At 60.3% G+C, this 24,658-nt stretch carries 26 protein-coding genes; 5 read left to right on the top strand and 21 right to left on the bottom strand.

Features of this window, described 5'->3' with window-relative positions; translation table 11 throughout:
• Positions 1-3 precede the first annotated feature (3 nt).
• The gene (locus tag VXL81_RS17230; RefSeq protein WP_340546329.1) at positions 4-762 is read right to left on the bottom strand and encodes a helix-turn-helix domain-containing protein; all 759 of its coding nucleotides are present in this window, start codon (positions 760-762) and stop codon (positions 4-6) included.
• 260 nt (positions 763-1,022) lie between these two features.
• Between VXL81_RS17230 and VXL81_RS17225 the strand changes: the two genes are divergently transcribed.
• Positions 1,023-1,523: a hypothetical protein gene (locus VXL81_RS17225; RefSeq protein WP_340545913.1), complete on the top strand. Its 501-nt coding sequence runs from the start codon at positions 1,023-1,025 to the stop codon at positions 1,521-1,523.
• A gap of 104 nt (positions 1,524-1,627) precedes the next feature.
• On the opposite strand, the gene ilvN is transcribed toward VXL81_RS17225, so the two are convergent.
• The 4 genes from ilvN to VXL81_RS17205 form a co-directional block, all read right to left on the bottom strand.
• On the bottom strand, positions 1,628-2,188 hold the full coding sequence (ilvN, locus tag VXL81_RS17220; protein WP_340545912.1) for an acetolactate synthase small subunit: 561 nt from the start codon (positions 2,186-2,188) through the stop codon (positions 1,628-1,630).
• 66 nt (positions 2,189-2,254) lie between these two features.
• Complete coding sequence (locus VXL81_RS17215; protein WP_340545911.1) at positions 2,255-4,006, bottom strand: acetolactate synthase 3 large subunit; 1,752 nt, start codon at positions 4,004-4,006, stop codon at positions 2,255-2,257.
• Positions 4,007-4,468: 462 nt separating this feature from the next.
• Positions 4,469-5,113 (bottom strand): response regulator transcription factor, encoded by a 645-nt coding sequence (locus VXL81_RS17210; RefSeq protein WP_416534233.1) that lies wholly within the window; start codon positions 5,111-5,113, stop codon positions 4,469-4,471.
• A gap of 91 nt (positions 5,114-5,204) precedes the next feature.
• Positions 5,205-6,638: a cache domain-containing protein gene (locus VXL81_RS17205; RefSeq protein ID WP_340545909.1), complete on the bottom strand. Its 1,434-nt coding sequence runs from the start codon at positions 6,636-6,638 to the stop codon at positions 5,205-5,207.
• Between the two features lie 252 nt (positions 6,639-6,890).
• On the opposite strand from VXL81_RS17205, the gene VXL81_RS17200 reads away from it, so the two are divergent.
• The 3 genes from VXL81_RS17200 to VXL81_RS17190 all read left to right on the top strand — a co-directional run bounded on the left by VXL81_RS17200 (position 6,891) and on the right by VXL81_RS17190 (position 11,457).
• Entirely contained in the window at positions 6,891-7,973 is a 1,083-nt protein-coding gene (locus VXL81_RS17200) for a TRAP transporter substrate-binding protein (RefSeq protein WP_340545908.1), read from the top strand.
• A 183-nt stretch (positions 7,974-8,156) separates the two neighbouring features.
• Positions 8,157-9,083, top strand: coding sequence for a TRAP transporter small permease subunit (locus VXL81_RS17195; protein WP_416534232.1), 927 nt, complete (start codon positions 8,157-8,159; stop codon positions 9,081-9,083).
• 16 nt (positions 9,084-9,099) lie between these two features.
• Positions 9,100-11,457, top strand: a complete 2,358-nt coding sequence (locus VXL81_RS17190; RefSeq protein WP_416555377.1) for a TRAP transporter large permease — start codon at positions 9,100-9,102, stop codon at positions 11,455-11,457.
• A 208-nt stretch (positions 11,458-11,665) separates the two neighbouring features.
• Here the strand turns inward: VXL81_RS17190 and VXL81_RS17185 are convergent, their stop codons facing one another.
• The 4 genes from VXL81_RS17185 to VXL81_RS17170 all read right to left on the bottom strand — a co-directional run bounded on the left by VXL81_RS17185 (position 11,666) and on the right by VXL81_RS17170 (position 14,155).
• Positions 11,666-12,049: a VOC family protein gene (locus VXL81_RS17185; protein WP_416534230.1), complete on the bottom strand. Its 384-nt coding sequence runs from the start codon at positions 12,047-12,049 to the stop codon at positions 11,666-11,668.
• A 4-nt stretch (positions 12,050-12,053) separates the two neighbouring features.
• Positions 12,054-12,875 carry an arginyltransferase gene (locus VXL81_RS17180; RefSeq protein ID WP_416555375.1) on the bottom strand — a complete coding sequence of 274 codons (822 nt, stop codon included), beginning with the start codon at positions 12,873-12,875 and terminating at the stop codon, positions 12,054-12,056.
• 208 nt (positions 12,876-13,083) lie between these two features.
• The gene (locus VXL81_RS17175) at positions 13,084-13,515 is read right to left on the bottom strand and encodes an RDD family protein (RefSeq protein WP_340545903.1); all 432 of its coding nucleotides are present in this window, start codon (positions 13,513-13,515) and stop codon (positions 13,084-13,086) included.
• A 172-nt stretch (positions 13,516-13,687) separates the two neighbouring features.
• Entirely contained in the window at positions 13,688-14,155 is a 468-nt protein-coding gene (locus VXL81_RS17170; RefSeq protein ID WP_416534228.1) for a DUF2852 domain-containing protein, read from the bottom strand.
• Positions 14,156-15,118: 963 nt separating this feature from the next.
• On the opposite strand from VXL81_RS17170, the gene VXL81_RS17165 reads away from it, so the two are divergent.
• Positions 15,119-15,691 (top strand): NYN domain-containing protein, encoded by a 573-nt coding sequence (locus VXL81_RS17165; protein ID WP_416555373.1) that lies wholly within the window; start codon positions 15,119-15,121, stop codon positions 15,689-15,691.
• A 270-nt stretch (positions 15,692-15,961) separates the two neighbouring features.
• Here the strand turns inward: VXL81_RS17165 and VXL81_RS17160 are convergent, their stop codons facing one another.
• From VXL81_RS17160 to VXL81_RS17105, 12 genes are all read right to left on the bottom strand, one after another.
• Positions 15,962-16,723 carry a protein Mom gene (locus VXL81_RS17160; RefSeq protein WP_254682474.1) on the bottom strand — a complete coding sequence of 254 codons (762 nt, stop codon included), beginning with the start codon at positions 16,721-16,723 and terminating at the stop codon, positions 15,962-15,964.
• Positions 16,686-16,904: a Com family DNA-binding transcriptional regulator gene (locus VXL81_RS17155; RefSeq protein WP_102849295.1), complete on the bottom strand. Its 219-nt coding sequence runs from the start codon at positions 16,902-16,904 to the stop codon at positions 16,686-16,688. The genes VXL81_RS17160 and VXL81_RS17155 overlap by 38 nt, the downstream gene beginning before the upstream one ends.
• Positions 16,905-17,038: 134 nt before the next feature.
• Positions 17,039-17,410 (bottom strand): DUF1353 domain-containing protein, encoded by a 372-nt coding sequence (locus VXL81_RS17150; RefSeq protein WP_260079469.1) that lies wholly within the window; start codon positions 17,408-17,410, stop codon positions 17,039-17,041.
• Positions 17,407-18,387 carry a contractile injection system protein, VgrG/Pvc8 family gene (locus VXL81_RS17145; protein WP_416555370.1) on the bottom strand — a complete coding sequence of 327 codons (981 nt, stop codon included), beginning with the start codon at positions 18,385-18,387 and terminating at the stop codon, positions 17,407-17,409. The genes VXL81_RS17150 and VXL81_RS17145 overlap by 4 nt, the downstream gene beginning before the upstream one ends.
• Positions 18,384-18,593: a tail protein X gene (locus VXL81_RS17140; protein WP_311199243.1), complete on the bottom strand. Its 210-nt coding sequence runs from the start codon at positions 18,591-18,593 to the stop codon at positions 18,384-18,386. Before VXL81_RS17140 ends, VXL81_RS17145 begins: the two co-directional genes overlap by 4 nt.
• A complete protein-coding gene (locus VXL81_RS17135) occupies positions 18,593-19,018 on the bottom strand; it encodes a phage tail protein (RefSeq protein WP_051338946.1) in 426 nt (141 codons plus the stop codon). The genes VXL81_RS17140 and VXL81_RS17135 overlap by 1 nt, the downstream gene beginning before the upstream one ends.
• Positions 19,018-21,855 carry a phage tail tape measure protein gene (locus VXL81_RS17130; protein ID WP_416555367.1) on the bottom strand — a complete coding sequence of 946 codons (2,838 nt, stop codon included), beginning with the start codon at positions 21,853-21,855 and terminating at the stop codon, positions 19,018-19,020. Before VXL81_RS17130 ends, VXL81_RS17135 begins: the two co-directional genes overlap by 1 nt.
• 21 nt (positions 21,856-21,876) lie before the next feature.
• The gene (locus VXL81_RS17125; protein WP_081698684.1) at positions 21,877-22,005 is read right to left on the bottom strand and encodes a GpE family phage tail protein; all 129 of its coding nucleotides are present in this window, start codon (positions 22,003-22,005) and stop codon (positions 21,877-21,879) included.
• A 26-nt stretch (positions 22,006-22,031) separates the two neighbouring features.
• Positions 22,032-22,352 (bottom strand): phage tail assembly protein, encoded by a 321-nt coding sequence (locus VXL81_RS17120; protein ID WP_416555365.1) that lies wholly within the window; start codon positions 22,350-22,352, stop codon positions 22,032-22,034.
• Between the two features lie 83 nt (positions 22,353-22,435).
• On the bottom strand, positions 22,436-22,936 hold the full coding sequence (locus tag VXL81_RS17115) for a phage major tail tube protein (RefSeq protein ID WP_416555364.1): 501 nt from the start codon (positions 22,934-22,936) through the stop codon (positions 22,436-22,438).
• 11 nt (positions 22,937-22,947) lie between these two features.
• Complete coding sequence (locus tag VXL81_RS17110) at positions 22,948-24,129, bottom strand: phage tail sheath C-terminal domain-containing protein (RefSeq protein WP_416555362.1); 1,182 nt, start codon at positions 24,127-24,129, stop codon at positions 22,948-22,950.
• Positions 24,130-24,173: 44 nt separating this feature from the next.
• Positions 24,174-24,656: a hypothetical protein gene (locus VXL81_RS17105; protein ID WP_416555360.1), complete on the bottom strand. Its 483-nt coding sequence runs from the start codon at positions 24,654-24,656 to the stop codon at positions 24,174-24,176.
• Positions 24,657-24,658: the final 2 nt, after the last annotated feature.

The raw sequence follows: 24,658 nt of genomic DNA, 5'->3' as shown, positions 1-24,658 counted from the left end.
CAGCTAGCGAAACCGGGTTCCCACGCCGAGCAACCGCTGCTGAAACGGGCTCAGCTCATGCTGTTCTATGAACCCGGCCCGGCGCGCGGCGCCGAGGATGGCGGCGGGATCCTGGCCGAGATGTTCATAGACCATGCGGGTTACCCGGTCCGACGTGTCGCTTTCGCGGCTGGTGCGCGCAACATAGCCTGCCCAGATGTTGGCCTGCATTGACGGCACATTGGCCAGATAGTTGAAGGAGGAGGTCCGCCCGCCACGCCGCGACAGCAGGAAGGCCACCCCATCATCATGGGCCGAGGCGTAGCCACGGAACTCCCGTGATTGCGGATCCGACGGCAGGCCCTGGTAGCGCATGGCGGATTTCGCTTCATAACCGCGTAGGTAGGTGATGCCCTCGGTGCGAAAGACCAGCGCCAACCCCAGGATATAGCGATCCGTGCGTACAAAGCTGCGGCGTACGAACTGATAGAGGCCGGAGGGAAAGAATGCCTCGGTCACATTGGCAACGCCGGGGCCAAGAAAATCGCCGAGGAACGGCCCCTGAAGGATCTGGCCTTTGCAGGAGAGCTGATCGACGGGATCCAGCAGAATCCGCGCATCAACGTCAAAGAAATTGCAGATCCGGTCCAGCACGTCAGGGCGGGGGAAGCTCTCGCCGGTCAGGTAGCGGTTGAACTGGGTGCGATTGATCCCGAGGCGTCGAGACAGATCCGAAATTGAGCGGTAGCCCTTGGCGAGCTGACGCAGGTTGGCACCGAACATATTGCGCAGTTCCGCCGGCGAACGATCGGCCTGGTTCAAGATTGGCTCCCTCTGTGTCGTGGACCGGGTGTTACACCAGATCTTGTGGTTTCCCTAGGGACTCCCTAATACCCTTGTAGATAATACATGAGGATCTGACGCTATCCAGCATCAATTTTGCGCAAACCGGACACAAATTGACACAGATCTTGTTACAGGTTTTTGGTGTTCCTTTGCCATGATTTATCCCAGAATAGCTCGGGACCAATGTGAGGTATGATATGATTGGCGTCGTTCTTTGGACGGACTACGATCTGCGGCAGGCGGTGATCTGGAGCGAAGATCACGGTGATCTGGTATATTATCGCTGGACCTCGCTCGATGAACCCATAGAGCTGCGCAAGGGTGACTGCGTCGCTTTTCGGGTTGAGACCAAGGGCGCGTTGCGGTTCGCCAGCGATCTGCATGTCATCCAAGAAAGCCAGAGTCCGGAACTGGCGGCGAAGCTTGGCGATGCCGAGCATGAAGCCAGCCAATCGCTGCCCAACAGCCGCTCGGAGGCGACGGTGATGACCTGGGAGGACGCGCGCCACGATCCCTTGTTTGTGGATCCCTCGGTCTACCCGGAGCATAACGCCCATGAGGTAAAAGCGCCTGTTCGTGGTGCCGGTGATAGCCAGCCGTCCAGCGCGACCATTTTGTCCTTCCCTGACAAACAGGCCCGCGACGCCCGCGCGCAGGCGAAACGGCGCAGCGCTGATCGAAAGCTGATCCGTAGCTGATCTGCAGAGCGGATCCGCCGCAGGAGCGTGATCGGATCAGTTTGTATGGGACACGAAAAAGGGCTGCGCGATGGCGCAGCCCTTTTGTCATCCTGTCGGAATGATCAATTTCCGCGCAGCAGGGCAGCTACGCCGGTGCGGGCGATCTTGGTCAGGCCCAGCGGGCGCATCATCTCGGCAAAGGCGTCGATCTTGTCGGGTGCGCCGGTCAGTTCAAAAATGAAGCTGTTGAGCGTGGTGTCGACAACCTTGGCGCGGAAAATATCCGCCAACCGCATGGCTTCCACGCGCTTGTCGCCTTCGCCGACCACTTTCACAATGGCGAGTTCCCGCTCGACAAAGGGGCCTGCGACGGTGAGGTCGGTGACTTCATGTACCGAAACGATCCGGCCCAGCTGCGCCTTGATCTGCTCAATCACCTGCGGCGTGCCGGTGGTGACGATGGTGATGCGCGACAGATGGCCGGTGTGATCGACCTCGGCCACGGTGAGGCTGTCGATGTTGTAACCCCGACCCGAGAACAGGCCGATCACACGGGCCAGAACACCGGGTTCGTTTTCCACCAGAATGGTGATGGTGTGGCGTTCCTGAACATCCGAAAAATTCGGGCGTAGGTTATAGGCAGAATGGCTGGTGGAGCCTTTTTTGATGTGTAGGGCAGACATTTACGTCCCTTTCCTAGAAATCGGGGCAGGGCGATAGCGCCCCGCTGTATCTGTTCCTGAACCGGGTTAAACCAGCACCGCGCCGCCGGATTGGATGACGCCTTGGGTCTCGGCATCGCCCAGCAGCATTTCGTTATGCGCCTTGCCCGAGGGGATCATCGGGAAGCAGTTTTCGTGCTTCTCCACCAGACAGTCAAAGATCACCGGCCCGTCATAGTCGAGCATCTCCATGATCGCATCATCCAGATCCTTGGGATCCTTGCAGATGATGCCCTTGGCGCCAAAGGCCTCGGCGAGCTTGACGAAATCGGGCAGGGCTTCGGACCAGGAATGGCTGTAGCGTTCGCCGTGCAGCAGCTCCTGCCACTGGCGCACCATGCCCAGACGTTCATTGTTGAGGATGAACTGTTTCACCGGCAGGCGGTACTGCACGGCGGTGCCCATCTCCTGCATGTTCATCAGCCAGGAGGCCTCACCTGCGACGTTGATCACCAGCGCATCGGGGTGCGCGACCTGCACGCCGATCGAGGCCGGTGTGCCATAGCCCATGGTGCCCAGACCACCGGAGGTCATCCAGCGGTTGGGATCCTCAAAGCCGAGGTACTGTGCGGCCCACATCTGGTGCTGCCCCACTTCGGTGGTGATGTAGCGGTTGCGGTCCTTGGTCAGGGCTTCCAGACGCTCCAGCGCGTATTGCGGTTTGATGGAGGTCTCCGAGGCGGTGTAGGACAGACAGCGAATATTGCGCCATTCGGTGATCTGCTCCTGCCATTTTGCGATGGCAGCGCTGTTCACCTTGCGGCCGCGGCTCTTCCAGACTTTCAGAACGTCTTCCAGCACGTGGCCGATGTCGCCGACGATCGGAATATCGACGCGGATCACCTTGTTGATCGACGAGGGGTCGATGTCGATATGCGCCTTGGTCGATTTCGGGCTGAAGGCATCCAGACGACCGGTGATGCGGTCATCAAAGCGGGCGCCGATATTGATCATCAGGTCGCAGCCGTGCATGGCCATATTGGCCTCGTAAAGACCGTGCATCCCCAGCATCCCGAGCCAGTTCTTGCCCGAGGCCGGATAGGCCCCAAGCCCCATCAGCGTGGAGGTCACCGGAATGCCTGTGGCCTCGGCCAGCTCGCGCAGCAGCTGGCTGGCGCCGGGGCCGGAGTTGATCACGCCACCGCCGGTGTAGAATACCGGGCGTTTTGCGGTTTCCATCGCCGCCACCAGCTCGGTGATGGCCTCCAGATCGCCCTTCACCGGCGGCTGGTAATGCGACGCGGCGGGTTTCGGCCCCTGATAGGTGCCGGTGGCAAACTGCACATCCTTCGGGATGTCGATCAGTACCGGACCGGGGCGGCCGGCAGTGGCGACATGAAAGGCCTCATGCAGGGTGCTGGCCAGCTTTTCGGTGTCTTTCACCAGCCAGTTGTGTTTGGTGCAGGGCCGGGTGATGCCCACGGTGTCGGCTTCCTGAAAGGCATCGGAGCCAATCATGAAGGTTGGAACCTGACCGGTGAGAACAACCAGCGGAATGGAATCCAGCAGCGCGTCGGTCAGGCCGGTCACCGCATTGGTGGCGCCGGGACCGGAGGTCACCAGAACAACACCGGGCTTGCCGGTTGAGCGGGCATAGCCTTCGGCGGCGTGAACCGCGCCCTGTTCATGGCGCACAAGAATGTGCCGGATATCATTCTGCAAAAAGATCTCGTCATAGATCGGCAGAACGGCACCGCCGGGGTAGCCAAAGACAGTGTCCACCCCCTGATCCTTCAGGGCCTGAACAACCATTTTTGCGCCGGTCATCTCACGTTTCATCTGCTTTAGCTCCAATTGGCGGCATCGTCCGTTTCGCATAAAAAAAGCCCCCGATTTCTGGTCGGAGGCGCATGGGTTCGATTATGGTCTACCGTTACCGGCCCATGCGCGTGGTTCCTACGACTACGACTAGGATATTCATCGTGTTGGCTCCTTTAGCGTTGCAGCGGACCTTAGGACCGGTGGCCGGGGGCGTCAACAGGGAAATGAACCGAAAATACCCCAGTTTCGGACATTTTGTTGCGCTAGCGGGGTTCCTGGAGACATTTTCGCCTTTCGCGCGGCCGAAAATCGGACCACTTCGGCCCTAAAGTCGAAAATCTCCCTGAACCAAAGGCCAAAGTCAGATCACGCGCGACGGCGTTTTGCCAAATTGCGAGGCGCTTCGGACCTAGTTTGCGGGAGTTTCTGCTGCATTGCGGCGCAATTTTAGCTCTGCCACCAGGCGGCGGGGTGGGCGGGTCAGAAACTGTGACCGGTGCCCTGCAGCACGCCATGTTCAAGCGCGTAGCGTGTGAGACCGGCGGTCGAGGAAATGCCAAGCTTGCGTTTGATGTTCTTGCGATGGGTTTCCACGGTGCGCACCGAGATATCCAGCGCCAGGGCAACGTCCTTGTTGGATTTGCCCTGTGCGAGTTCGAGCAGAATGGTCTGCTCACGTCCGGTCAGCGCCTCGCGGGCGGGGTCGTCCTTGGGCTTCAGCGAGCCTTCGGCGCCGGTGCAGAGATAGGTCTCGCCACGCATCACCGTGTCGATGGCCTGGCGGATCTCCTCGGTTGGGACATCTTTCAGCACATAGCCCATGGCCCCATGCGCCAGCGCGCTGGAGATATATTCGGGGCTGTCGTGCATGGACAGGATCAGGATGCGGGTGGCAGGGGTCTGTTCGAGGATGATTTCCGTGGCGCTCAACCCGCCCAGTTTCGGCATATTGAGATCCATCAGGATCACATCGGGTTTCAGCGCGCGGGCCTCGGCCACCGCCTCTTCGCCGTTGCCGGGGATGCCGACAACCTCGATATCGTCATAGCTTTCAAGGATGGATTGAATGCCCTCGGCGACCATCGGGTGATCGTCAACGATCAGAACGCGAATGGTATTTGGCATGGTCTCCCCCCTCATTTGGCGTGGCGCGGTCCAGCCCGTCGCGTGCATCCACCGGTGCGGCGGCGACAGTCTGGCAAGAGCGCCGATTGGCTCAGGACACCCGCTTGGACGCCGGTTTGGAGGCATCACCCGGGGGCAGCAGATGGCTCAGCGGCAGCAGGACCTCGATCACGGTGCCGCTTTGCGTGCCCCGTGATGACAAAATCCTGAGGGTGCCGTCAAGCTGTTCGATTCGTTCCTGCATATTGCGCAGCCCGATGCCCGGGCCGCTGCGGTCCTGAACCGGGGGCAGGCCGCGGCCATTGTCGGTGATCCGCATAGTGGCGCCGCGCGCGTGTCCGCGCAGATCCATGGTGACCTCTGTCGCCTCGGCGTGGCGTTCGATATTGGTGAGCGCTTCCTGCGCGATCCGGTAGAGCGCAATCTTGGCATCCCCGTCCAGACGGTTGCGGAACACGACAGTGCTGAAACGGGTCTCGATGCCGGTGCGTGCGGCGAAATCATCGGTCAGTGCCTTCAGCGCCGGGCCAAGGCCGAGATCATCCAGCACACCGGGGCGCAGGTCGCGGCTGATGCGGCGCACCTCGGTGATGGCGGTGCCCAGATGGGAGATCCCTTTGTTCAGCGGATCCTCGACCCGGTCAAAATCTCCCCGCGACAGGCGTCTGCGCGCGTTGTCCAGCGCGTAGCGCACCCCGACGAGGAGCTGACTGATCCCGTCGTGCAGCTCGCGCGCCACCCGGCCGCGCTCTTCTTCCTGGGCGTCGAAAACCCGCTGGGTCAGCTCTTTCAACTTGGCGTCCGCCAGACGACGCTCGCGGATGTTCAGCACCATGCCGGAGGCAAAGACCAGCCCCAGTGCAAACAGGGTGATGCCACCGATGTAGTAGAACGTACGGCGCACACGGGTCTCGACCTCGGCGCGCGAGGCCGCGACAGAGGCCAGCACATCGTCAATGAACACCCCGGTGCCGATGGCCCATTGCCAGTCCTGCAAGCCCAGCACATAGGCAACCATCTGCGCCTCTTCGCCGGTTGAGGGTTTCTCCCACATAAACGTGTGCCATCCGGCGCCCTGACGGGCCAAGCGGATGAATTCATCCACGACCGGTGTGCCGCGGCTATCGGTCAGCCCCTTCCAGTTGTTGTTGATGAACTCGGTCTGGCGCGGGCTAACCAGATTGGTGCCGTCGTAGTCGTAGACAAAGAAAAACCCGTCGCGGTCATAGATCATTGCACTGAGAATCTGGGTGACCTTTTCCTTGGCCTCCTCGTCATCTGGCGCCGCCAGACCGTAGATGTGCGAAAACCCATTGCGGGCCTGGGTCACATAGTTGCGCAGCTCGGCCATCTTGGCCTGCAACAGCTGCTGTTCCAACGCTTTGATCTCGCGTTCGGCCAATGCGCGCGACTGCACGGAGACCAGCACGGCAATGGCGGCCCCGGCCACGATCAGCGGCAGCGTCGCCAGCAGGGACAGCTTCTGGGCGTAGTTGGGTCGCAAGAATTGGGGGATCAGCTGCATGGTCGAATCGTTACGCAATCCGCCCGGAGAATCAAAGCCCCCACAGCTGCGCTCAGCGCGCGAATCTCGGGATCGGCCTTGGCGGTTGTCACAGGCTGCCCAGATTTTGGCCAAATAATTTGTCCAAAATGCGGTTTTCTACGCAGTAGTAGGTATTCACATGACGCAGCGTACAGCTAGGCTTGCGTCACTCGACAAGACCCGCCTCGGGCACAGACCCGGGGCAATCCAATTAAATGGGAGGAGAAACCTATGGATCGTCGTTCCTTTTTGAAGACATCCGCGCTGGGGGGCAGCGCCGCTGCAGCAACCACTCTGGCCGCACCGGCTTATGCGCAGGGCAAGCGTACCCTGACCATGGTCACCACCTGGGGCCGTGGCGCCGCGGGCGTTCATGACTCCGCACAGCGCGTCGCAGATTCGATCACCGCCATGTCCGATGGCGACCTGACCATCGACCTCAAAGCTTCCGGCGAACTGGTTGGTGCATTTGAGGTATTTGACGCGGTGACCGCCGGTCAGGCCGACATGTACCACGGTGCCGACTATTATTTCACCGGCCAGCACCCGGCCTATGCCTATTTCACTGCCGTGCCTTTCGGCATGACGCCGCAGGAACTGGTGAACTGGTACTACCAGGGCGAAGGCATGGCCCTGCATGATGAGCTGGGCCAGATCTTCGGTCTGAAATCCTTCCTTGGCGGCAACACTGGCCCTCAGGCCGGCGGCTGGTTCAACAAGGAAATCAACAGCCCCGAAGATTTCAACGGTCTGAAGTTCCGTATGCCGGGTCTGGGCGGCAAGGCGCTCGGCAAACTGGGCGCATCGGTTCAGAACATTCCCGGCTCCGAAGTGTATCAGGCGCTGTCCTCCGGTGCGATCGACGGCACCGAGTGGATCGGCCCCTGGGCAGATGAGAAGATGGGCTTCCAGGAAATCACCAAGGTCTACTACACCTCCGGTTTCCATGAGCCGGGTGCGGCGCTGTCCGTGGCGACCAACCGTGACGTGTTCGACAGCCTGTCGCCCGCGCATCAGAAAATCATCGAAATCGCCGCGGCCGAAGGTCACCAGTGGAGCCTGTCGCAGTTCATGAACAACCACGGTGCGGCTCTTCAGCGTCTGCAGACCGGTGGCGTGAAGACCCTGGAATTCCCTGACAGCGTCTGGGATGCCTTTGGCTCCGCGACCAAGGAAACCCTGGACGAGTTCATGGGTGACGAGCTGTTCGCAAAAATCCGCAACAGCGTCGAAGCGTCGATGAAAGCCTCTTCGGGCTGGATCACCAAATCTGAAGGTGCCTATCGCACCCAGCGCGACCGCGTTCTCGGCTAACCACCCCAAGAGTGGGTTCAATCGGATCCTCCGCATCGGCGGGGGATCCTTTCGCAATAGCAGCCGACACGGATGGCTCGCGCCATTAGTGTCCATCGGGTCCCAGGATCCGTGCGGCCTGATTATTATCCCTATGATGACGATCCAGACCGCCCGCGCTGCACGCATTTATTCGAGGGAAAAATGCAGGACGAAAGTGGCGTTTCCTTTTTCGGGACCTTACTGGACGGCCTGATCTGGCTGGTACAGAACATCGCGGGCGCCTTTTACAACTTCGGCTATGCCGTCGCCAACCCGCAGCTCTGGCTCGACTGGTCGGACAAGGCTTCCATCATGCGGTTCGTCTACTATGGCGGGTCGGTTGAGTTCTTCTTTGTTGTCTTCACCGCGTTTCTGGTGCTGACGGCGGTCGGCATGTATCGCCGCTCCATCATGTGGGGGGTCGTGCGCGGACTGGAGGGCTTTGCCAACACGCTGGGTCGGCTGTTTGCCTGGGCAGGTCTTCTGATGGTGCTGCAACAGATCATCATCGTCTTCATGCAGCGGGTGTTTGCGCGCCCGGACATGAGCTTTGGTCTGGGTATCGCGCTGGAAAAAGACATCAGCTGGTTCGCAGAAGAACTGAAGCTTTACAATGCCTTGGTGGTCTGCCTTTGTGTCACATACACCTTTGTGCAGGGCGGCCACGTGCGGGTCGATCTGATCTACTCCGGCATCAGCTTCCGGGCCAAGCGGGTGGTGGACATGCTGGGATCGCTGATCTTCATGATGCCCGCTGCCGTGCTGACCTGGATGTATGGCTGGTACTTCCTGTGGCGCCACCTGATCGTGCCGAAGCCCTCGGCCTCGGACACGCTGGAGCGTCTGGTGATGAAATCCCGCGCGCTGCGCTGGAACATCGAGACTATCGGCTTCAGCCCCAATGGGTTCAACGGATACTTCCTGTTCAAGATCCTTCTGGTGACATTCGCCGGTATCGTATTCCTGCATGCCATCGCGTTTTTCTACCGCTCGTATCTTGAGTTTGTGGAAGGCCCCGGCAGCGAGAACAAACACCTCGACAAGGACAGCCTTGGTGAAGGTGAAGAAGCCTATGAAGGCGCGCATTAAATAAGGGACAGCCCCCATGCTATTCGGACTTGATGGCGTTGAAATCGGCCTGATCATTGTCTTCTTCTGCCTTTTCGGAGGCATTCTCTCCGGCTTTCCAGTGGCCTTTGCCATTGGCGGAGCCGGCATCATCTCCTTCGGGATCATTGCGGCGCTCGACAGTGCCGGGATCCTGGTTCACCAGGCCATCGACACCTCGTCGCAGGTCTATCGCGACCTGGTGGGCTCCGGCGTCAAGCCGGATGTCATATCGGTGTTCAGATATCCTGAACTGCCACGGGTCGCCGAGGCGGTGTTCCCGCAGGGTTGGGAAGTTGCGATGGACCGCAACATCTCCTTTGTCGTGAACCGTATGAACGAACGGGTTCTGGCCGGTGCCTCGATCGAGACCCTGCTGGCAGTGCTGATGTTCGTCCTGATGGGCATCACGCTGGAACGGTCGAAGATCGCCAACGACCTGCTGACCACCATGGCGCGCGTCTTTGGTCCGCTGCCGGGCGGTCTGGCAGTTTCCATCGTGGTTGTGGGCGCTTTCCTTGCGGCCTCCACCGGGATCGTCGGCGCAACCGTGGTGACCATGGGCCTGCTGGCGCTGCCCACCATGCTGCGCAACAACTATTCGCCGGAACTGGCGACCGGTGTGATCGCCGCCTCGGGCACGCTGGGGCAGATCATTCCGCCCTCCATCGTGATCGTTCTTCTGGGCACACTTGCGGGGGATCTCTATTCCACCGCACAGGAAACCCGTGCGCAGGAATTCGGCTGCTCCGATGCGCTGACCTATCTGGGTGAGCCAGCGGTTGTTTCGGTCGGGACGCTGTTCCAGGCCGCGCTGCTGCCGGGTATCCTGCTGGCGCTTCTCTATGCGCTCTATGCCTTTGGCTATGCGCTGCTGAATCCGGAAAAAGCTCCGGCAGTTGTGCTTGAGGGCGGTACTGGCGAGCCGATCACCCGTGGCGAAGGCCTCACCTGGTTCCTCGGTGTGCCGGTGGCGCTGATTGCCGGTGCGTTGCTGCTGGGCCAGGTGAACCTGATCGGTAGCCAGAACATCACGGTTTCGACCTTCTCCGACGCGGGGCAGACGGCATCGCTGCGCACCAATGTGGGTGCGGACTGTCAGGCGGCAATGATTGACCTGCATGGCCAGGAGGCCTGGGATACCGCCGTCGCCGAGCAGAAGAGCATCGACGACGCAGGCGGCGTTGCCCAGGCAACCAAGCTGACCGAGGACGAGATGGCCGCAGCCCGTGTCGCCAAGATCGAAGCCGCAGCTCCGATTGGCACCGGTCTGACCGTGTTGATGGTGCTGATGGGGCTGACGCTGGCAGTTGGTCGCGGGGTTTCGCCCTCGCGGGATCCCAAGCCCTTGATCCTGGGGGCGATTGGCGTGCTGCTGATTGCGCTGGTCGATATCGTGGCAATTTCACCGACCACGACGCCCGGGGTCACCGTGCTGCTGATCGCGCTGCCAAGCCTCCTGGCGCTCTATGGGTGCAAGGTCGCGGCGGTGCGCAGTTCACAGAACGATCTGATCCGCGTGGTGTTCCCGCCGCTGATCCTGATCATTGCGGTGCTGGGGTCCATTCTGGGCGGCATCACCAACCCGACGCCCGCTGCGGCGCTGGGGGCCGGTGGCGCCATCATGCTGGCGGCCTACCGCAAGCTGCAGGACCAGGGGAAATCCGGCTGGATCATCATCTGGGCAACCCTTGCAGTGGCGATCTGTATCCTGGTTGGTGTCAACTTCGATCTGCGGATCAATGGGCAGGATGGGGTTTCGGCAGAGACCATCATCGCCTTTGGTGTGGCATATGGCGCCTATCTCTTTGCGCTCTTCGGGCTGCTCTACGGTTGCTGGGTGCTGTTCAAGGGCGGGGTGCTGACACCGGTGGTGCGCGAAACGGCCAAGGTCACGTCGATGGTCTTCACCATCCTGATCGGCTCGCAGCTGCTCAATCTGGTGGTGATCTCCTTTGGCGGGGAACACTATATCCAGCAGTTCCTCAAGAGCTTTGACAGCGAGCTGAAGGTCTTCCTGATCGTGATGGTGGTGCTGTTCATCCTTGGCTTCGTGCTCGACTTCCTGGAGATCATCTACATCGTGATCCCGATTGTCGGGCCGGTGATCTACGGCGGCTCCTTCGATCCAAAGTGGGTGACCATCATGGTTGCGGTGAACCTGCAGACGTCGTTCCTGACGCCGCCGTTTGGATTTGCGCTGTTCTATCTGCGCGGGGTGGCACCGAAGGAGGTGACCACAGGCCATATCTATCGCGGGATCCTGCCATTTGTGCTGATCCAGGTGGTGGGTCTGGGGATCCTGTGGATGTTCCCCTCCATCGTGACAATCGTGCCGGCGCTGATGCCAAACTGATTGCAATCATCCAAAGACGACAAAGGGCCCCGCTTGCGGGGCCCTTTTTTCATGTCGGCACCGGGGCGAAAGCAGAAACAGGGGCGCTGCCCCTCTGCGCCATGCGGCGCATTCACCCCGGGATATTTGACGCCAGAAGATTGGCCATGCAGCCGTTTGCCGATGGCAGCTGAAGGGGCGGTGCCGAATGGGACCGGCGCCCTGCGGTTCAGGTGAGCTGGAGCAGATCCCAGCGGTTGCCGAACGGGTCGCGCCAGACCGCAACCCATCCGTAGGGTTCATGGCGGGGTGCTTCGTCGAAGGTGACGCCCGCGGCCAGCATGGCGGCATGGTCTCGGGCGAAGTCATTGGTGTGCAGGAACAATCCGACGCGGCCGCCAAATTGATTGCCGATGATGGTCTTTTGAGCACCACTGTCGGCCCGGGCCAGGATCAGGCTGCCCTCACGGGCGCCCGGCGGCAGGATCCGGACCCAGCGCTTGCGCCCCTGATCGACATCTTCGGCCAGCTGCCATCCGAGGGTGCCGCAGTAAAACGCGATCGCGCTGTCGTAGTCCGGGACAATCAGCGTCACGGCATGAAGAGATTGCATTGGGTTACCTGCTGTGGCTGCGCGATTCCGGCAGGTGAATATTAGCGACCTGTTCCGCAATCGGATCGGTCGACAGCGGATGCGCCGTGTCATCAAAGGCGTCGGGATCGGTCATCGGCTGCCAGGCGCCGCGATGATAGACTTCAAGCCCGGTGAACTTCGCCTTGTAGCCCATCTTGGCGCTGCCTGGCACCCAATAGCCCAGGTAGACATAGGGCAGCCCGGCCTCGCGCGCGATGTCGATGTGATCCAGGATCATGAAGGTGCCGAGCGAGTTCTGCGGCAGATCGGGCCGATAGAAGGAATAGACCATGCTCAGCCCATCCTCCAGCACATCGGTCAGCGACACCGCCGTCAGCGCGTTGCTGTCGCGGTCGATATATTCGACGACGCGGCTGCGAATGGGCGTCTCCTCGATCATGGCGGCATATTCGAAGACATCCATATCGGCCATGCCGCCATCGGCGTGCCGGCTGTCGAGGTAGTTGCGGAACAGCGTATATTGATCTTCGGTTGCCCAGGGAGAGGTCGCGCGCCGATCCAGCCCGGCGTTGCGCTTCAACGTGCGTTTCTGCCCCCGGCTGGCGGTGAAGGCGGCGACATTGATCCGGGCAGACAGGCAGGCGGAGCAATCGGAGCAGGATGGCCGGTACAGAACATTCTGCGAGCGGCGGAATCCCTGCTGCGACAGGCTGTTGTTGAGCTGTTCGACACCATCGCCCTGCAGGGCGGTGAACAGTTTGCGCTCCATCCGATCTGCCAGATAGGGGCAGGGCTGCGGCGCAGTCACGTAGAACTGTGGGGCAATCGGCAGAGTGTGGCGCATCAGGCGGTCAGGTGTCCGTTTGGGCTTGGCACAAATGGCCCCGAGTGTCGCGCGGGCGCCGAGTACTGATCACGGAGCCGCTGACAGATCGGGGCATTCTGGCCACAGGGTTATCTTGAATGATAGCAATGCCATCGCACTGCGCCAAGAGGCCAGTTGGGATTAAGGTTTACAGATTGACTATCTTCGCCTTGAACCAGACGGCAGATCAGCGGCGCCGGTTCAGCATGACGGTCCCCATCACCGCATCCGTCAGCCCCTGACCGCGCGCGGACATCAGCATCATGAGGATGGAGATCACCTGCAGCAGCGGGAAGGCCATGGAGACTGTATATCCGGCGGTATGCAGCAAGGCGCCCTGGCCGTCGAGCTTGCGTCCCGACAGGTCGCGCAATTCGATGCCTGCGACGGCCATGCCCCAGGTCGCGGAACCAGAAGCGATGGTTGCAGCACGATAGATGAAACCGATCACCAGATAGAGCAGCGGCCAGATGAACAGCCCGGTAAAGGCGGTGAAAACCACGGCGATACTGGCAAGAACGGTGATCAACAGGCTGTCGATAAGCCAGGCAAACAGACGTTTGGCAGGGACCAGCTGATAGAAATCAGCCTGGTAGTCTGGATCGGGCAGGGCGGTCATCAAAGCTTCCTTATCGCGATAACGGGGTCGAAAGAACCGGGGCGGGGAACCGGGCTCATGGTTTGGCCGTCTGGCCAGGGTGGCGGCTGACACGAGGGCTGATCATCAGCTATGGCGCCAGGCCGCTCCCGCCGGGATAGGCCCCGCCCAATGCGGGCGGAGCTGGCGCTGGTCAGTGACGCTTGCTGCGCGGGCTGTCCGCGTCATCCTCTGCATCATCGATTTCGATGGCTTCATCGTCGTTCTGCAGCGCGCGTTCGTGCATGAACTGATCGAATTCCGATTTATCCTTTGCAGCCCGCAGACGTTGCAGGAAGGCTTCGAAATCATGCTGTTCCTGCTCCAGCCGGTGCAGCGTATCGGCCTTGTAGGCGTCAAAAGCGCTGTTGCCGGACGGGGTCATCGCGGACATGCCATGACGGGCCCAGGATTTACGGCGTGTGGTGCAGGATTTCGAGAACATGCGCTTGCTCCAGATCATGTAAAACAACAGGGCGAGGCCAACCGGCCAGAAAAAGACGAAGCCGAGGACCATGGCGGCAATCCAGGCGCCTTTGCCTTTGCTGTCGAGCCAGGATTCACTGCGGGAAAACCAGCCCTGTTCGGACGGGTGCGGGGCGGTAGAGGTGTAACTCGTCATCGGGGTCTCCAGGTTAACGTTGCGAGGTTCGGCGTCCATGTAAATGCGCTTCACATTATGGAATATCGGACTGCCCCCGCACGGTTTCAAGCCTGCATGTAAACATTTTTCACATTTTCGCAGATCGAAACAATTAACCTATTGATATGTTTGTATTAATTGATGATTTTGTGGCTAAGGGGAGATGTAGCGGGACACTTCCGTTTGCAAACTCGGACACTTCCCGTTGCAGCAACTCATTTTCATGATTTCCCTGCTTTATAGGCCAAAACCCGGTGCCCAGCCAGCTCCGAGAGCTTCGGCTTCCCAGATCCGGCGCCGCGGTTTTGGGACACTTCCCGTTGCAAACTTGAACGTTCGCCGCCCAGACCGTTGAAAAACGGCGGGGCGGCAGAGAGTTTTAAAGCGTGTTAAAAGGGGCATTTAAAGTGCCGGAACGCTGGAACCGAACCGACACAGCGATTGCGGACCCATGTTGGCAGTGACCCAGAAGGCAACAATGCGGGACAGACTGAGCTTTCGCTGCAGGTGCGCCAAGGGCAGCTAAGTAGATAGTCAACTCGTCGAACTGAAGCGTCAGCAACTGTGATTTCCCAAGCGTTCAAAACGTATTCGTTTTGATAGATGGGGTGGATTCCGGCTGAGTGCAAAATGACACCTTTAGCCCCTCCACATGTCATAAACGTTCGCCGTTTGCGTAATTTTGTGTGCGATCCGGCTTAAGATACGCACCAGAGGCCATTTTGGCGTCGTTTTCAACAACCTCGCAAACCCTCGTTTGGGATAAAGATGCGCTAACCGAACCTCTTATTTTCATGCACTTAAGGCAGCGGTGCTTGCCTTGGGGTGTCATTCTGCACTGAGCCGTAACAGACCCCTAGATTCCTGGGAGTGGAATGCGATAGTTAGGCTGACCTACATTTTTTCAGAAGAACATGGTACCATATGACAAATCGAGTTCACATGATTTGGGATAACTCCAACATTTTCCACTCTGGACAACGAGTCTGTGGAGAAAACGAACCAATGCATGAGAAAGAGTTTCGTATCTACTTCAAGCATTTAATTGACTTGGCCGCCGACAACAGGCCGGTTGAGCAAATCTTTTGCGTCGGATCAGTTCCGCCTCCAACAGACGCTATCTGGGAGCATATTCGGGAAATCACTGGAAGAGAGCCCGAAACCTACGAACGGGGCGCGGCAACTGGCACCGAACAAGCCGTCGATCAAGCGCTTCAAGTGAGGATGCTCCGTTTGGGCTATGATGTTAATCCTCCGGAGACGTTGGTTCTGCTGACCGGTGACGGATCGGGATGGGAAGAAGGAGTAGGCTTTTTCGCCGACATCAAAAGACTACACGAGATGGGATGGAAGATTGAGGTTTTGTCTTGGGCTCGCAGTTGCAAGCGCGTTATGAGGGACTGGGCGGAAGCAAATGGTGTATTTGTAGATCTCGAGCCATTCTATTCGTCCATCACATTTTTGCAGTCGAATAGAGCCGCAAAACCTCTCAATCTGAAAGCACGGCCACGTTAGTGATCAACATGCTTCGAGTTAAGTAGAAATCGAGCCTTGCTTTAAGATTGCAAGGCTCGATTTGCCGAATGATGGCTCACAAATAGAGAACCGGATCGAATTACGAGTGGCCTGAAAAAGGGCAGGTCAAAACTGTGCATGGCCTACCACCGGGTAAGCAGACGTTCATGCACCCCGCAGCAGCTGCCACAATGGGCTCGTTTCTGCCGTTCGCAGCAGACGTTTCAAATGAGGGTTTGAAGTTCTTGCTGTGGTAGCGGGAGCCCCGGCCTAAGCCGGAACCTCCTTTTCATCTAGTGCCAGGGCATCGGGGTATTCTTTTGCTATGGGCTCGATCTGCCTGCGCATTTTCCGGTCCAAGGGCATCAGGTATTTTTGCCGTTTGAGGTGAACTCGGGGGAGTTGTTCGAACCCAAGCGATTGGGCGTATTCGGCGTAAGTCATGCCAAGGCGCTTGATGCGCAGGCTCATGGTGCGGCCATGGACCAGTTTGTCACCATCTTTGAAGGCGTGCGACGCAACGCAGCCCTCATAGATCCAGTTGCCAGCCTGATAGATGCCACCGTGATGGCCCTCCTCAATGGCGGCGTAGGAAATCACCAGACGCAGGCCGGGATTGAGCGCCTTCAACATGGCCAGCGCTTCGCTGATGATCTGGGTCACCGGGGCCTTGTGATTGTCCAGCGCGACCCGCGTCAACTCGCAGACCTCGACCTGTTCCAGACCGTAGGGGGAGCCAATACGCGGGGTTGCGCCGCGTGAGAAGACAACGGCGCCGATGAAACGCCCGGCTTCAAAGACGCCGATTTTCACGGTTTTGCCAGTTGGCATGGTCTTGGTGTAGTGCCAGGTTTTGCAGGCCCAGAGGGCGTCATGATAGCCAATCCAGGCCAAGGCAAGCGGGTGTTTGGCCGTGTCTGATTTCCCTAGCCGGTCAAGCTGAGGCTGTGACGCGGCCGTCAAAGGCAGCACAAGGCGTGCCTCTTCCGGGGGACTATGTCGGGATGTGATCCAGTTGCGAAACTTGGGCATTTTGCCCTTCCTTTCCTAGGCGCTCATCTGTTCGGCGCTCGGGTAAAGGGCTCTGCGGCCTCAGATTATTGTGTGCCTTACATCTGGGGCACTTGATGGCGAGCGTGCCGCTAAGGGCGCCAGGCTCAATTTTGAATAACAATCTGCGGCATTCACCACAGCGTTGGTCTTGCAGCTCCAAGTGGAATCACTCCAAAGAGGCCGTGTCCTCGCGAGGGCAGGGGGCGGCCATAAGCTTGAGCTGGTCGGCGGGGGCAAGTGTGAGAGCGAGACCCCGTGCAAAAGGATGCGTCAGCGCCCTTTTGCCTCCCGGTTTCATGCGGGAATACGTAGTGCCCATTTCCAGAACCGGCGGGCGCGCATGGCGCCATAGGCGGCCCAGGTGCGCAGGGCGGGGGCGTGTTCGCTTAGTGCTGCCTCAAACCACTGGCTGTCGGCAAAGGCCACGCGGTAGCCTTCCTCCAACAGTGTGTCGTGGATGACGGCGGATTTCAGGAAATAGGGATCGTCAGGCGAGAACAGCCAATGCAGCCAGGCGGGAACCGAGCTTTCAAACTCGCGGCCTGCCGGGATGGTCAGGAGCCAGCCGCTGTCTTTCTTGCCAATGCTCCAGGTCAGATCGCGCGTGGTGACATAGCTGCGCGTGCCGCCCCGGCGATACCATTCGGTGTCCAGATTTACGTTCATGTCTTGGCCTTCTCGTTGTCGCGTTCTGCTTTGAAACTGGTTGTGAGTGTGGCGCCGAGCCGGTGGGTGACGCTGGTGATCAACCATTCGCCTTCCAGCTCGGGTTTGATGCCGGTCAGGTTGACCTTGGCCTCGGCCATCAGATCGCCCCAGAAGCCGCCGAGCTGAACATTGACCGAGCCGCTGGCGCGGGCGGTGCGGGATAGGGCGGCGTCGGCGGCGCGCTGTGCCTCTGCCTCGTTTGGGTAGCGGTGGCGTAGCTTCAGCTTGGGGTCTTTGTCTCCGGCCTTGCAGGTGCGGATCTCAGCGCTGCCAAGGTCCGTCCATTCCACGATGACGCAGCCATATTTACCGCGTCCTTTCAGTTGCCAATCGCAAGACGACATCTGCGCGCGGTTCACCTCAAACACCGGCAGGGCAGAGCCATCTGCGGCTTTGTTCTCCCCGCGTTTGGCGACAACCAGAGCGCCGCCCGCCGGTTTGGCGACGGCGTCCAGATCCTTGGCCAGACGGGTCAGGAAGTTGAGGTCGCTTTCGGTGGTCTGCGCCAGATACGCATAACGGTGGGCTTTCAGGCTGTCGCTGATCACCGGTTTCAGCCCGTGTTCGCCCGCGATCTTGGTCACGATGTCGGCAAGGGAGACGTTACGCCAGGACCGGGATTTGCGCGCCCGGATACCACTCAGCATATCGGCGGCCTTGGCACCGATAGTCAGAATATCCGGCGCAATGCTGCCGCTCAGCTCATCCACCACAAAGCGCCCGATCTCCACCAGATCGCCGGTGAAGCCAAGCGAGATTTGCAACGCGGCGCCGGTTTTAGGCAGGGCGATGGCATAGTCGCGGTCATCCACTGTGATCTCTGCGCGGTCGGATTTGCTGCCCGCCTCATCAATGACGGTCAGGCCGATCAGCCGGTCGGCAAAATTGCCGGTGACATCTTCACCATCGGCGATAATCTGATAGGCGACTTTCATGACGTGCCCCACAGGCGCAGCGGCTTACGGACAGTGGCCGGGGCCGGATCGGGCAGGGTGATCAGCACCCCCTTGGGGAGGATGGGGCCAAGCCGCGCCAGCCCCGGATTGGCCTCATAAACGGCAACGGTCATGTCCTCGCGACCATAGTGATCCTTGCAGATCTCGTCGATCATATCGCCCTCGCTGGTGCGGTAGGTCTGCATCACAGCCCCCCAAGGAATGAGGACAGGACGCCGTTGTCCTGACCATAAGCTTGCAGGGTTAGCGAGAACTCAATCTTGCGCGGGGCACCATCGGCCAGGAACACGCTTTTGCGTTCCTCAACATGGGTGATCACCCAGCGGTCCCAGACCCAACCGAGGCCATCGACCATCATCATGGGCTTGGCCACTTTGGCTTGTAGGCGCATCATTTCGACCTGCCGTAAACCGCCTTTGAAATGGGGATAAATCACCCCTTCAAGCCGCAGTTCCTCGGCGTCTGGTCCGGTAAACTGAAGGGCCGGGGCACGTCCGATCCGATTCACCTTTTCCCAGCGGTAAGCGGCGGTGCGGGCAAACTGCTGGTAGGAATCCCCGCCCATACCAAAGCGAAAGCCGCCGAGGGCCATCATGACCATGCTCAACATCAGTAATCCAATCCGTCATGCAAGTCGGCGCGGCGCGCGCTTTCCCGTCGGTTCAGCTCTTGCATCACCATCCGCGCAATCGCGGCCTCATCGGTGCCCTGCGGCGGTGCGATGGTGATATTGATCGTGTCGCCCTGGCGGGTGATCTGCGGTGCGGCAGCTTGCGCCGACAGGGCCGGGCGCGGGTCAATCTGGCGCTGGATTTCGCCGGGGCCTGCGACGGCGGCCGCCGGGATCGACAGGGAGGTCGCCGCCATTGCCGCCTTCAGAACCCGCGTGGGCAGGATGCTGCCGGATACGCCGGGCACAAAGATCTCGGCGCTGCGTTCCCCGACCAGATAGGGCATCCCTGCGCGCACCGGCCCGCCTGCGTCTCGCTGCCCGCTCAGGGGATGTGCCCTGGGGGAGCGTTCACGCCCGTCGCCGGTCGCTGCCTTGGCGGTGGGGCTGTCGCCGCTGGCCCAGGCTTGCAGATCCGTCAACCATTGCGGCTTGAGATTGGCCAGCTTGTTGGTGATGAACGTCACCGCCTGGTCCACGATTGAGGCCATGCCGTCCCAGAGCGATTTCATCAACGTGACACCGCTGGCAAAGAGAGAGATTTCGCGGAACTTGGCAATGATCTGCTGCGGCACGCCCAACAGCTCCATGACATAGGCCACCAGCCCGATGGCGCCCTCTATCGCAAGGGTGAAGGGGTTGAACTCCGCCAGCAGCTTGAACACCCCTTTGATCAGCCCCTCATCAAAGGCCGCGCGCACCAGTTCTATTTTCTCGGTAACTGTGCCGACGATCTTGTCCCAATTGTCATAGACGACATAGGCCAGTGCGGCGACGGCTGCGATGACCAGGCCAATGGGATTGGCCATGGCCAGAGCGCCAAGGCGGACAAAGGCACCACTCAGCAGCTTGACCCCGCGCAGCAGCAACAACAGCGGACCTTTGCCAACCCACATCAGCAGTTTGCCCGCCGCGAAGATGGGCGCCATGGGCAGCCACCAGATCAGGCGCAACGCGGCAAAGCCCGCATAGAGGGCTGCGGCTGAGGCGATGACCCGGCCTAAGCTGCCGTCCCATTCAAACAGCGAGGCGACCATTTGACCAAGCGCGGCCCCGGCACCGGTGCCCCAGGACGTCCAGGCGTCGCGGCTGGCGTCCAGCGGTCCCAAGAGGTTGGCAAACCACTGCCAAAGATCACGCGCGGCCTGGATGATTTCGTCCAGCATTGGCGCGGCAGGACCGAGGGCGGCACGGAACCCGTCCCAGAATCCGGTGAAGAACGCGCCAAGGCCGGACCAGTTGTTGTAGATCCAGATACCCGCCATCGCGACACCGGCCAGGAGCGCGCCAATGCCGGTGGCCAGAAATGCCCAGCGGATCGCGATCAACGCGCCGCGCACCAGCTTTAGCGGGTTCAACAGCGCCAGCAATCCACGCGCCAGAAGTGGCGCCAACATCAGCAAGCCGCTGCCTGCCCGGATGATGTGCAGGAACACCGGCAGGATCGAGAACAGCGACCAGCGCAGGGCAATGGATGCGACCCGCAGGCTGAACAGCGCAAGTGCCGCTTTCATCACGCCGTTGATCAGAGCGGGGTGGGCGGCGGCCCAATCGGTCATCGCAGCCACAATCGGCATCAGCGCGGCCATCAGCTCATTCATCTGCGGCAGAACGGCAGTGCCGACGACAACAGCCATCGCCTTGGCAAACTCCAGAAGGCGCTGGCGCTGCACAAAGGTGGTGGCCGCCTGTCGGCTATATTCTTCCTCCATCAGCCCTAGGAGGCTGGCGGTATCGGCAGCCTTGGCCAAGGCGGTTTCCAACATCTCGACATTGGTGATCAGGGGGGTGATTGCGCCCTTGGCTTCCTCACCAAAGAGAATGCCGACCATCGAATTGCGCTGATGAACCGGGATGCTGTCAAACGACTTGGTCACCTTCAGGATGGCGCCGGTTGCATCGTCCTGCATGTCTTTTGCGAGTTGGACCGGGTCCAAGCCGAGGGCCTTATAGACAGCCTTCTGGCGTTTGGTGACATTGCTGCCACGGGTCAGCGCGTTGGTGAAGTTCTTCAGCCCCGTTGCGGCCACTTCCGGGGCCGCGCCTGCGGCCAGCAATGTGGCGCTGAGTGCGGCGATTTCATCGGCGGCAAGACCGGCGGATTTGGCAACGGTGCCTTGCCGGTTGATCACGGCCAGAATGTCGGCCTCGCTGGTCGCCATCGTATTGCCGAGCAGGTTGACGGTATCGCCCAGGACCATGGCTTCCGTGTGGGTCAGGTTCAGGTTCTGACGCCAACGCGCCAGCGCCGTTCCGGCCTCGTCGGCAGTGATGCCAAAGGCGGCACTCATCTTGGCGGCGTCTGTTGCAAATTCCAACAACTGGCGGCGTTTCTCATCATCGGGCAGGTTTTCATCTACCACGCCCATCCGACCAGCGGCGGCGATGATATCGGTCATGCCTTCGGCGGTGGCGGCCAACCCGCCAGACGTCACCAATTCGCGGATCTGCGTTTGCAGGATAGTCAGCCCATTGGCGTCCTTGAATGACACCACCTTGGACACTTCGGCCAAACGCCGCTCTGCCTGGATTGCCGGTTCGGTCAAGCCGAGCAGGGTCCCGCCCAATGCGGCCAACCCCAGAACCTCGCCTTGCAGGGCAGAGCGGCGCGCCTTGTTGGCTTCAAGCTGCTGATTGGCCCATTCCACACCACGGCGCCCGGTTTGTTCGGTGACGTGGCCGATCTTGTCCAGTGCGGCAGTTGCCTGCCGCGCCGGGGCCGAGACCTGGTCGACCAGTTTCAAGATCAGGGCAATGTTCAGATCGCCTGTGGCCATGCCACCCACTCCAATATCAGCCTATTGCTGCGCGCCGTTCTGGGCCTCGGATCGCTCGCGCGCTTTTTCCCGCCACATGGCCAGCTCCTCGATGCTCATGCTGTCCATCACATCCGGGGGCCAGTGGAACACGAGGGCGATATCCGCCATCGCGTCCTCTACAAATTCGGGCAGTTTTAGGGGCTCGCCTCCAGTTCCAGAAACTGCCCCTCCAACTGTTCTTTCTTCGCGAAAAAAAGCAGGGTTTTCGTCGCCAGTTCTGTGAAGTCCTCCGGCGCCAGCTCCGAGGACAATTGCAGAGGCGACAGCGGCGGCTGGGTGATACGGGGCAGCAGTTTGAACATGGCGTCCACTTCCATCCGCAGGATATCCACCATCGACAGGCCGCGCAGTTCCCCAGGCGAGGGGCGGCGCAGGGTGATTTCGGTGATCTTTTCGCCGTCGATGGTAACGGGCGAGGACAGGGTCACAGCGTTGAGTTTTTGGGTCTGGCTCATGGGTCAGGCTTTCAAAAAAGTAGGAGAGAGGGCAGGGCGGATGAGCCGCCCTGCGGGGTGTTCAAGGGGTCTTAACTGCTGCTTTAAAGACCCATTGAGGCGCGAAGGGCCGCCAATTGATCAACGCCGCCGATGACGCGCTTGCCCGCGCGCACGTCGATCTCGAACAGTTCTTCGCCATCGTGCAACAGGCGGAAATAGTCGGCTTCAAGCGTGAGCTTCATTGGTACGTCAGAACCGGGCTTGAGGTCGGCAAAATTGGTGACGGCGAACAGACCGCCAACGGTGGCGACATAGGTGTCAGAGGAAAAGTCTTCTTCACCCATCGCGCCGGGGCGCAGTGTCAGCCGCTTGCGAGTACCAAACATCTTGACCAGCTCCGGCGGCCATTCCGCCAGGGTCAGCTCACAGCGCAACGCCTCCATGCCCATGTCCTGGGCAACGGTGCCGTCCATGCCTGCGCCGCGATGATTGGCAAGCTGGAGTTTCAGTTCTGGCAGCTTGCCCTCGGTGACGCGCCCGCAATAGCTGCGCCCGTCCACGAACGCGCCGAAATTGCGGATTTTGCGGGGGTATTGGATCATCGTTCAGCCTCCTATGCTGCCTGTTTCACGCCGGAAATCAGGTCGTCGTAATAGGCGCCATTGCGGTGGCCCCGGAAAATCAGGTGTTCCAGCGGGGCGGGCGGCTCCAGGTCGTAATCCAGATACAGTTTGCCCGCCTTCAGGGTGGCCTCGGTGTTCAGTTCCGCGTCCATCCAGCAGTTGAAACCCAAAAGGGCACCGCGCTGAACCAAGCCCCGACCAAAGGCCAGAACACCATCGCGGATATCCATGATGAGCTGCGCCGACATAGGACGATCCATGGCCCAATCATGGGCTTCGGCGATGCTCTGGGCGACGATATCAGCGGTCCGCACAACCGAGAGAAACGCCCATTGCGCATCTGCTGAGGTCGTGCGGTTACCCCAGAGACGGAACCCATTGTTGCGGATGATCGTGGCGACTTCGGCCTCGTTCATCCGGTTGGCTTCGGTAGCCGCCGAGTTGATGTGGAACCCAACCGGGCGCGCGGTGCCATTGATGCCGCGCAGGATCTTGTTTGACGGGGAATGCCAATAGCCGTTTTCGACGTCATTCTTGGCGATCAGCCCGGCAACATAGCCGGATGCCGGGCGGGTCACATTGCTGGCGCTGTCGGTGTCAAACGCGGTTACCGATGGGTCGATGATGAACAGACGGTCGGAACCGTAATTCTGCCGGTCCAACTTTGCGTCTTCTTCGGTGGTGTTGGGGCCGTCCTTCAGCACCACGGCGCGGGTCTTTTCCGCCAGGGTAATGAGATTGGACACAACCGGATTGACGCCCTCACCGGGCAGGCCAGAGGTGAAACCAGGTGCCGCCGTGATCCGGGGGGTCATGTCCAAAACGCTGCGGGCATGTTCCAGGGCAAAGACGCCGGTTCCGGTGGTCGGATCGCCAACCACATTGGCCTTGGTTGCAGCGGCGTTTTCCCCTTCCGGGGCGGCCACCACGACCACCTCGGTCGCGCCGTTTTGATAGGCCGCCAGATAGGCATCGCGCAGGGTGCCGCCGACGCCCAGCTCACTGGCGTGGCGCGGGCCTTTCAGGTGGACCGGCTTGTTACGGGGAAAGCCGAGGGGTGCATCGGGCGCGGTGCCGACAAGCCCGATAACGGAGCTTTTGGCCGAGCGGATCGGGCGGAGGCCGTCGTCGATGCGAACGACTTCGACCCCGTGAAGAAACATGTCAGGCATTGTGAGCCTCCTTTGGTTGGGTTCGGAAAGAATGGGCCATGTGATCAGCCCTCGGTCGGCCAGGCGGCCAGCATGGCGGCCTTGTGTTCGGCGGTGGCGTAATCCGCTGCGATCAGGCCACTGAGGAAGTGTTCAACAACCGGATTGTCGCGGTGGATGCTTTGGGGCACATCGGTTTCCCATTTCATCCACAGCAGCTTGATTGCGGGATCTTCCCGCATGGCCAGCTCGCCCGCGTCATCCATGCCGGTGACGTGCCGAAACAGGGTCATGGCTTCCAGCTTGGTCAGGGGGCGGTAGACCGGATCGCGGGGCGGCAATGGCTCAACGGTCCAGTTGCCATCCTGCCAGTCCAGCCGCTCGGTGGCCGGATCATAGGCGGGTTTGGCCGGGGCCGGTGCATATCCCGCAGCCGTCAGATCCGCCTCGGTGTAGGGGGCAGTCCGCCAGCGACCATTCGGCAGGCGCAGCTTTGCCGGTGGCAAGGCCGGGCGCGCACCATTCAAGGAATAGAGGGGCTGTGTCATCA

This window comes from Phaeobacter sp. JH204B, assembly GCF_048055755.1.
Taxonomy (GTDB): Bacteria; Pseudomonadota; Alphaproteobacteria; order Rhodobacterales; family Rhodobacteraceae; genus Phaeobacter; species Phaeobacter bryozoorum.
Note: the sequence above shows the minus strand (reverse complement) of the source record. Positions and strands in the feature narration are given on the sequence as shown.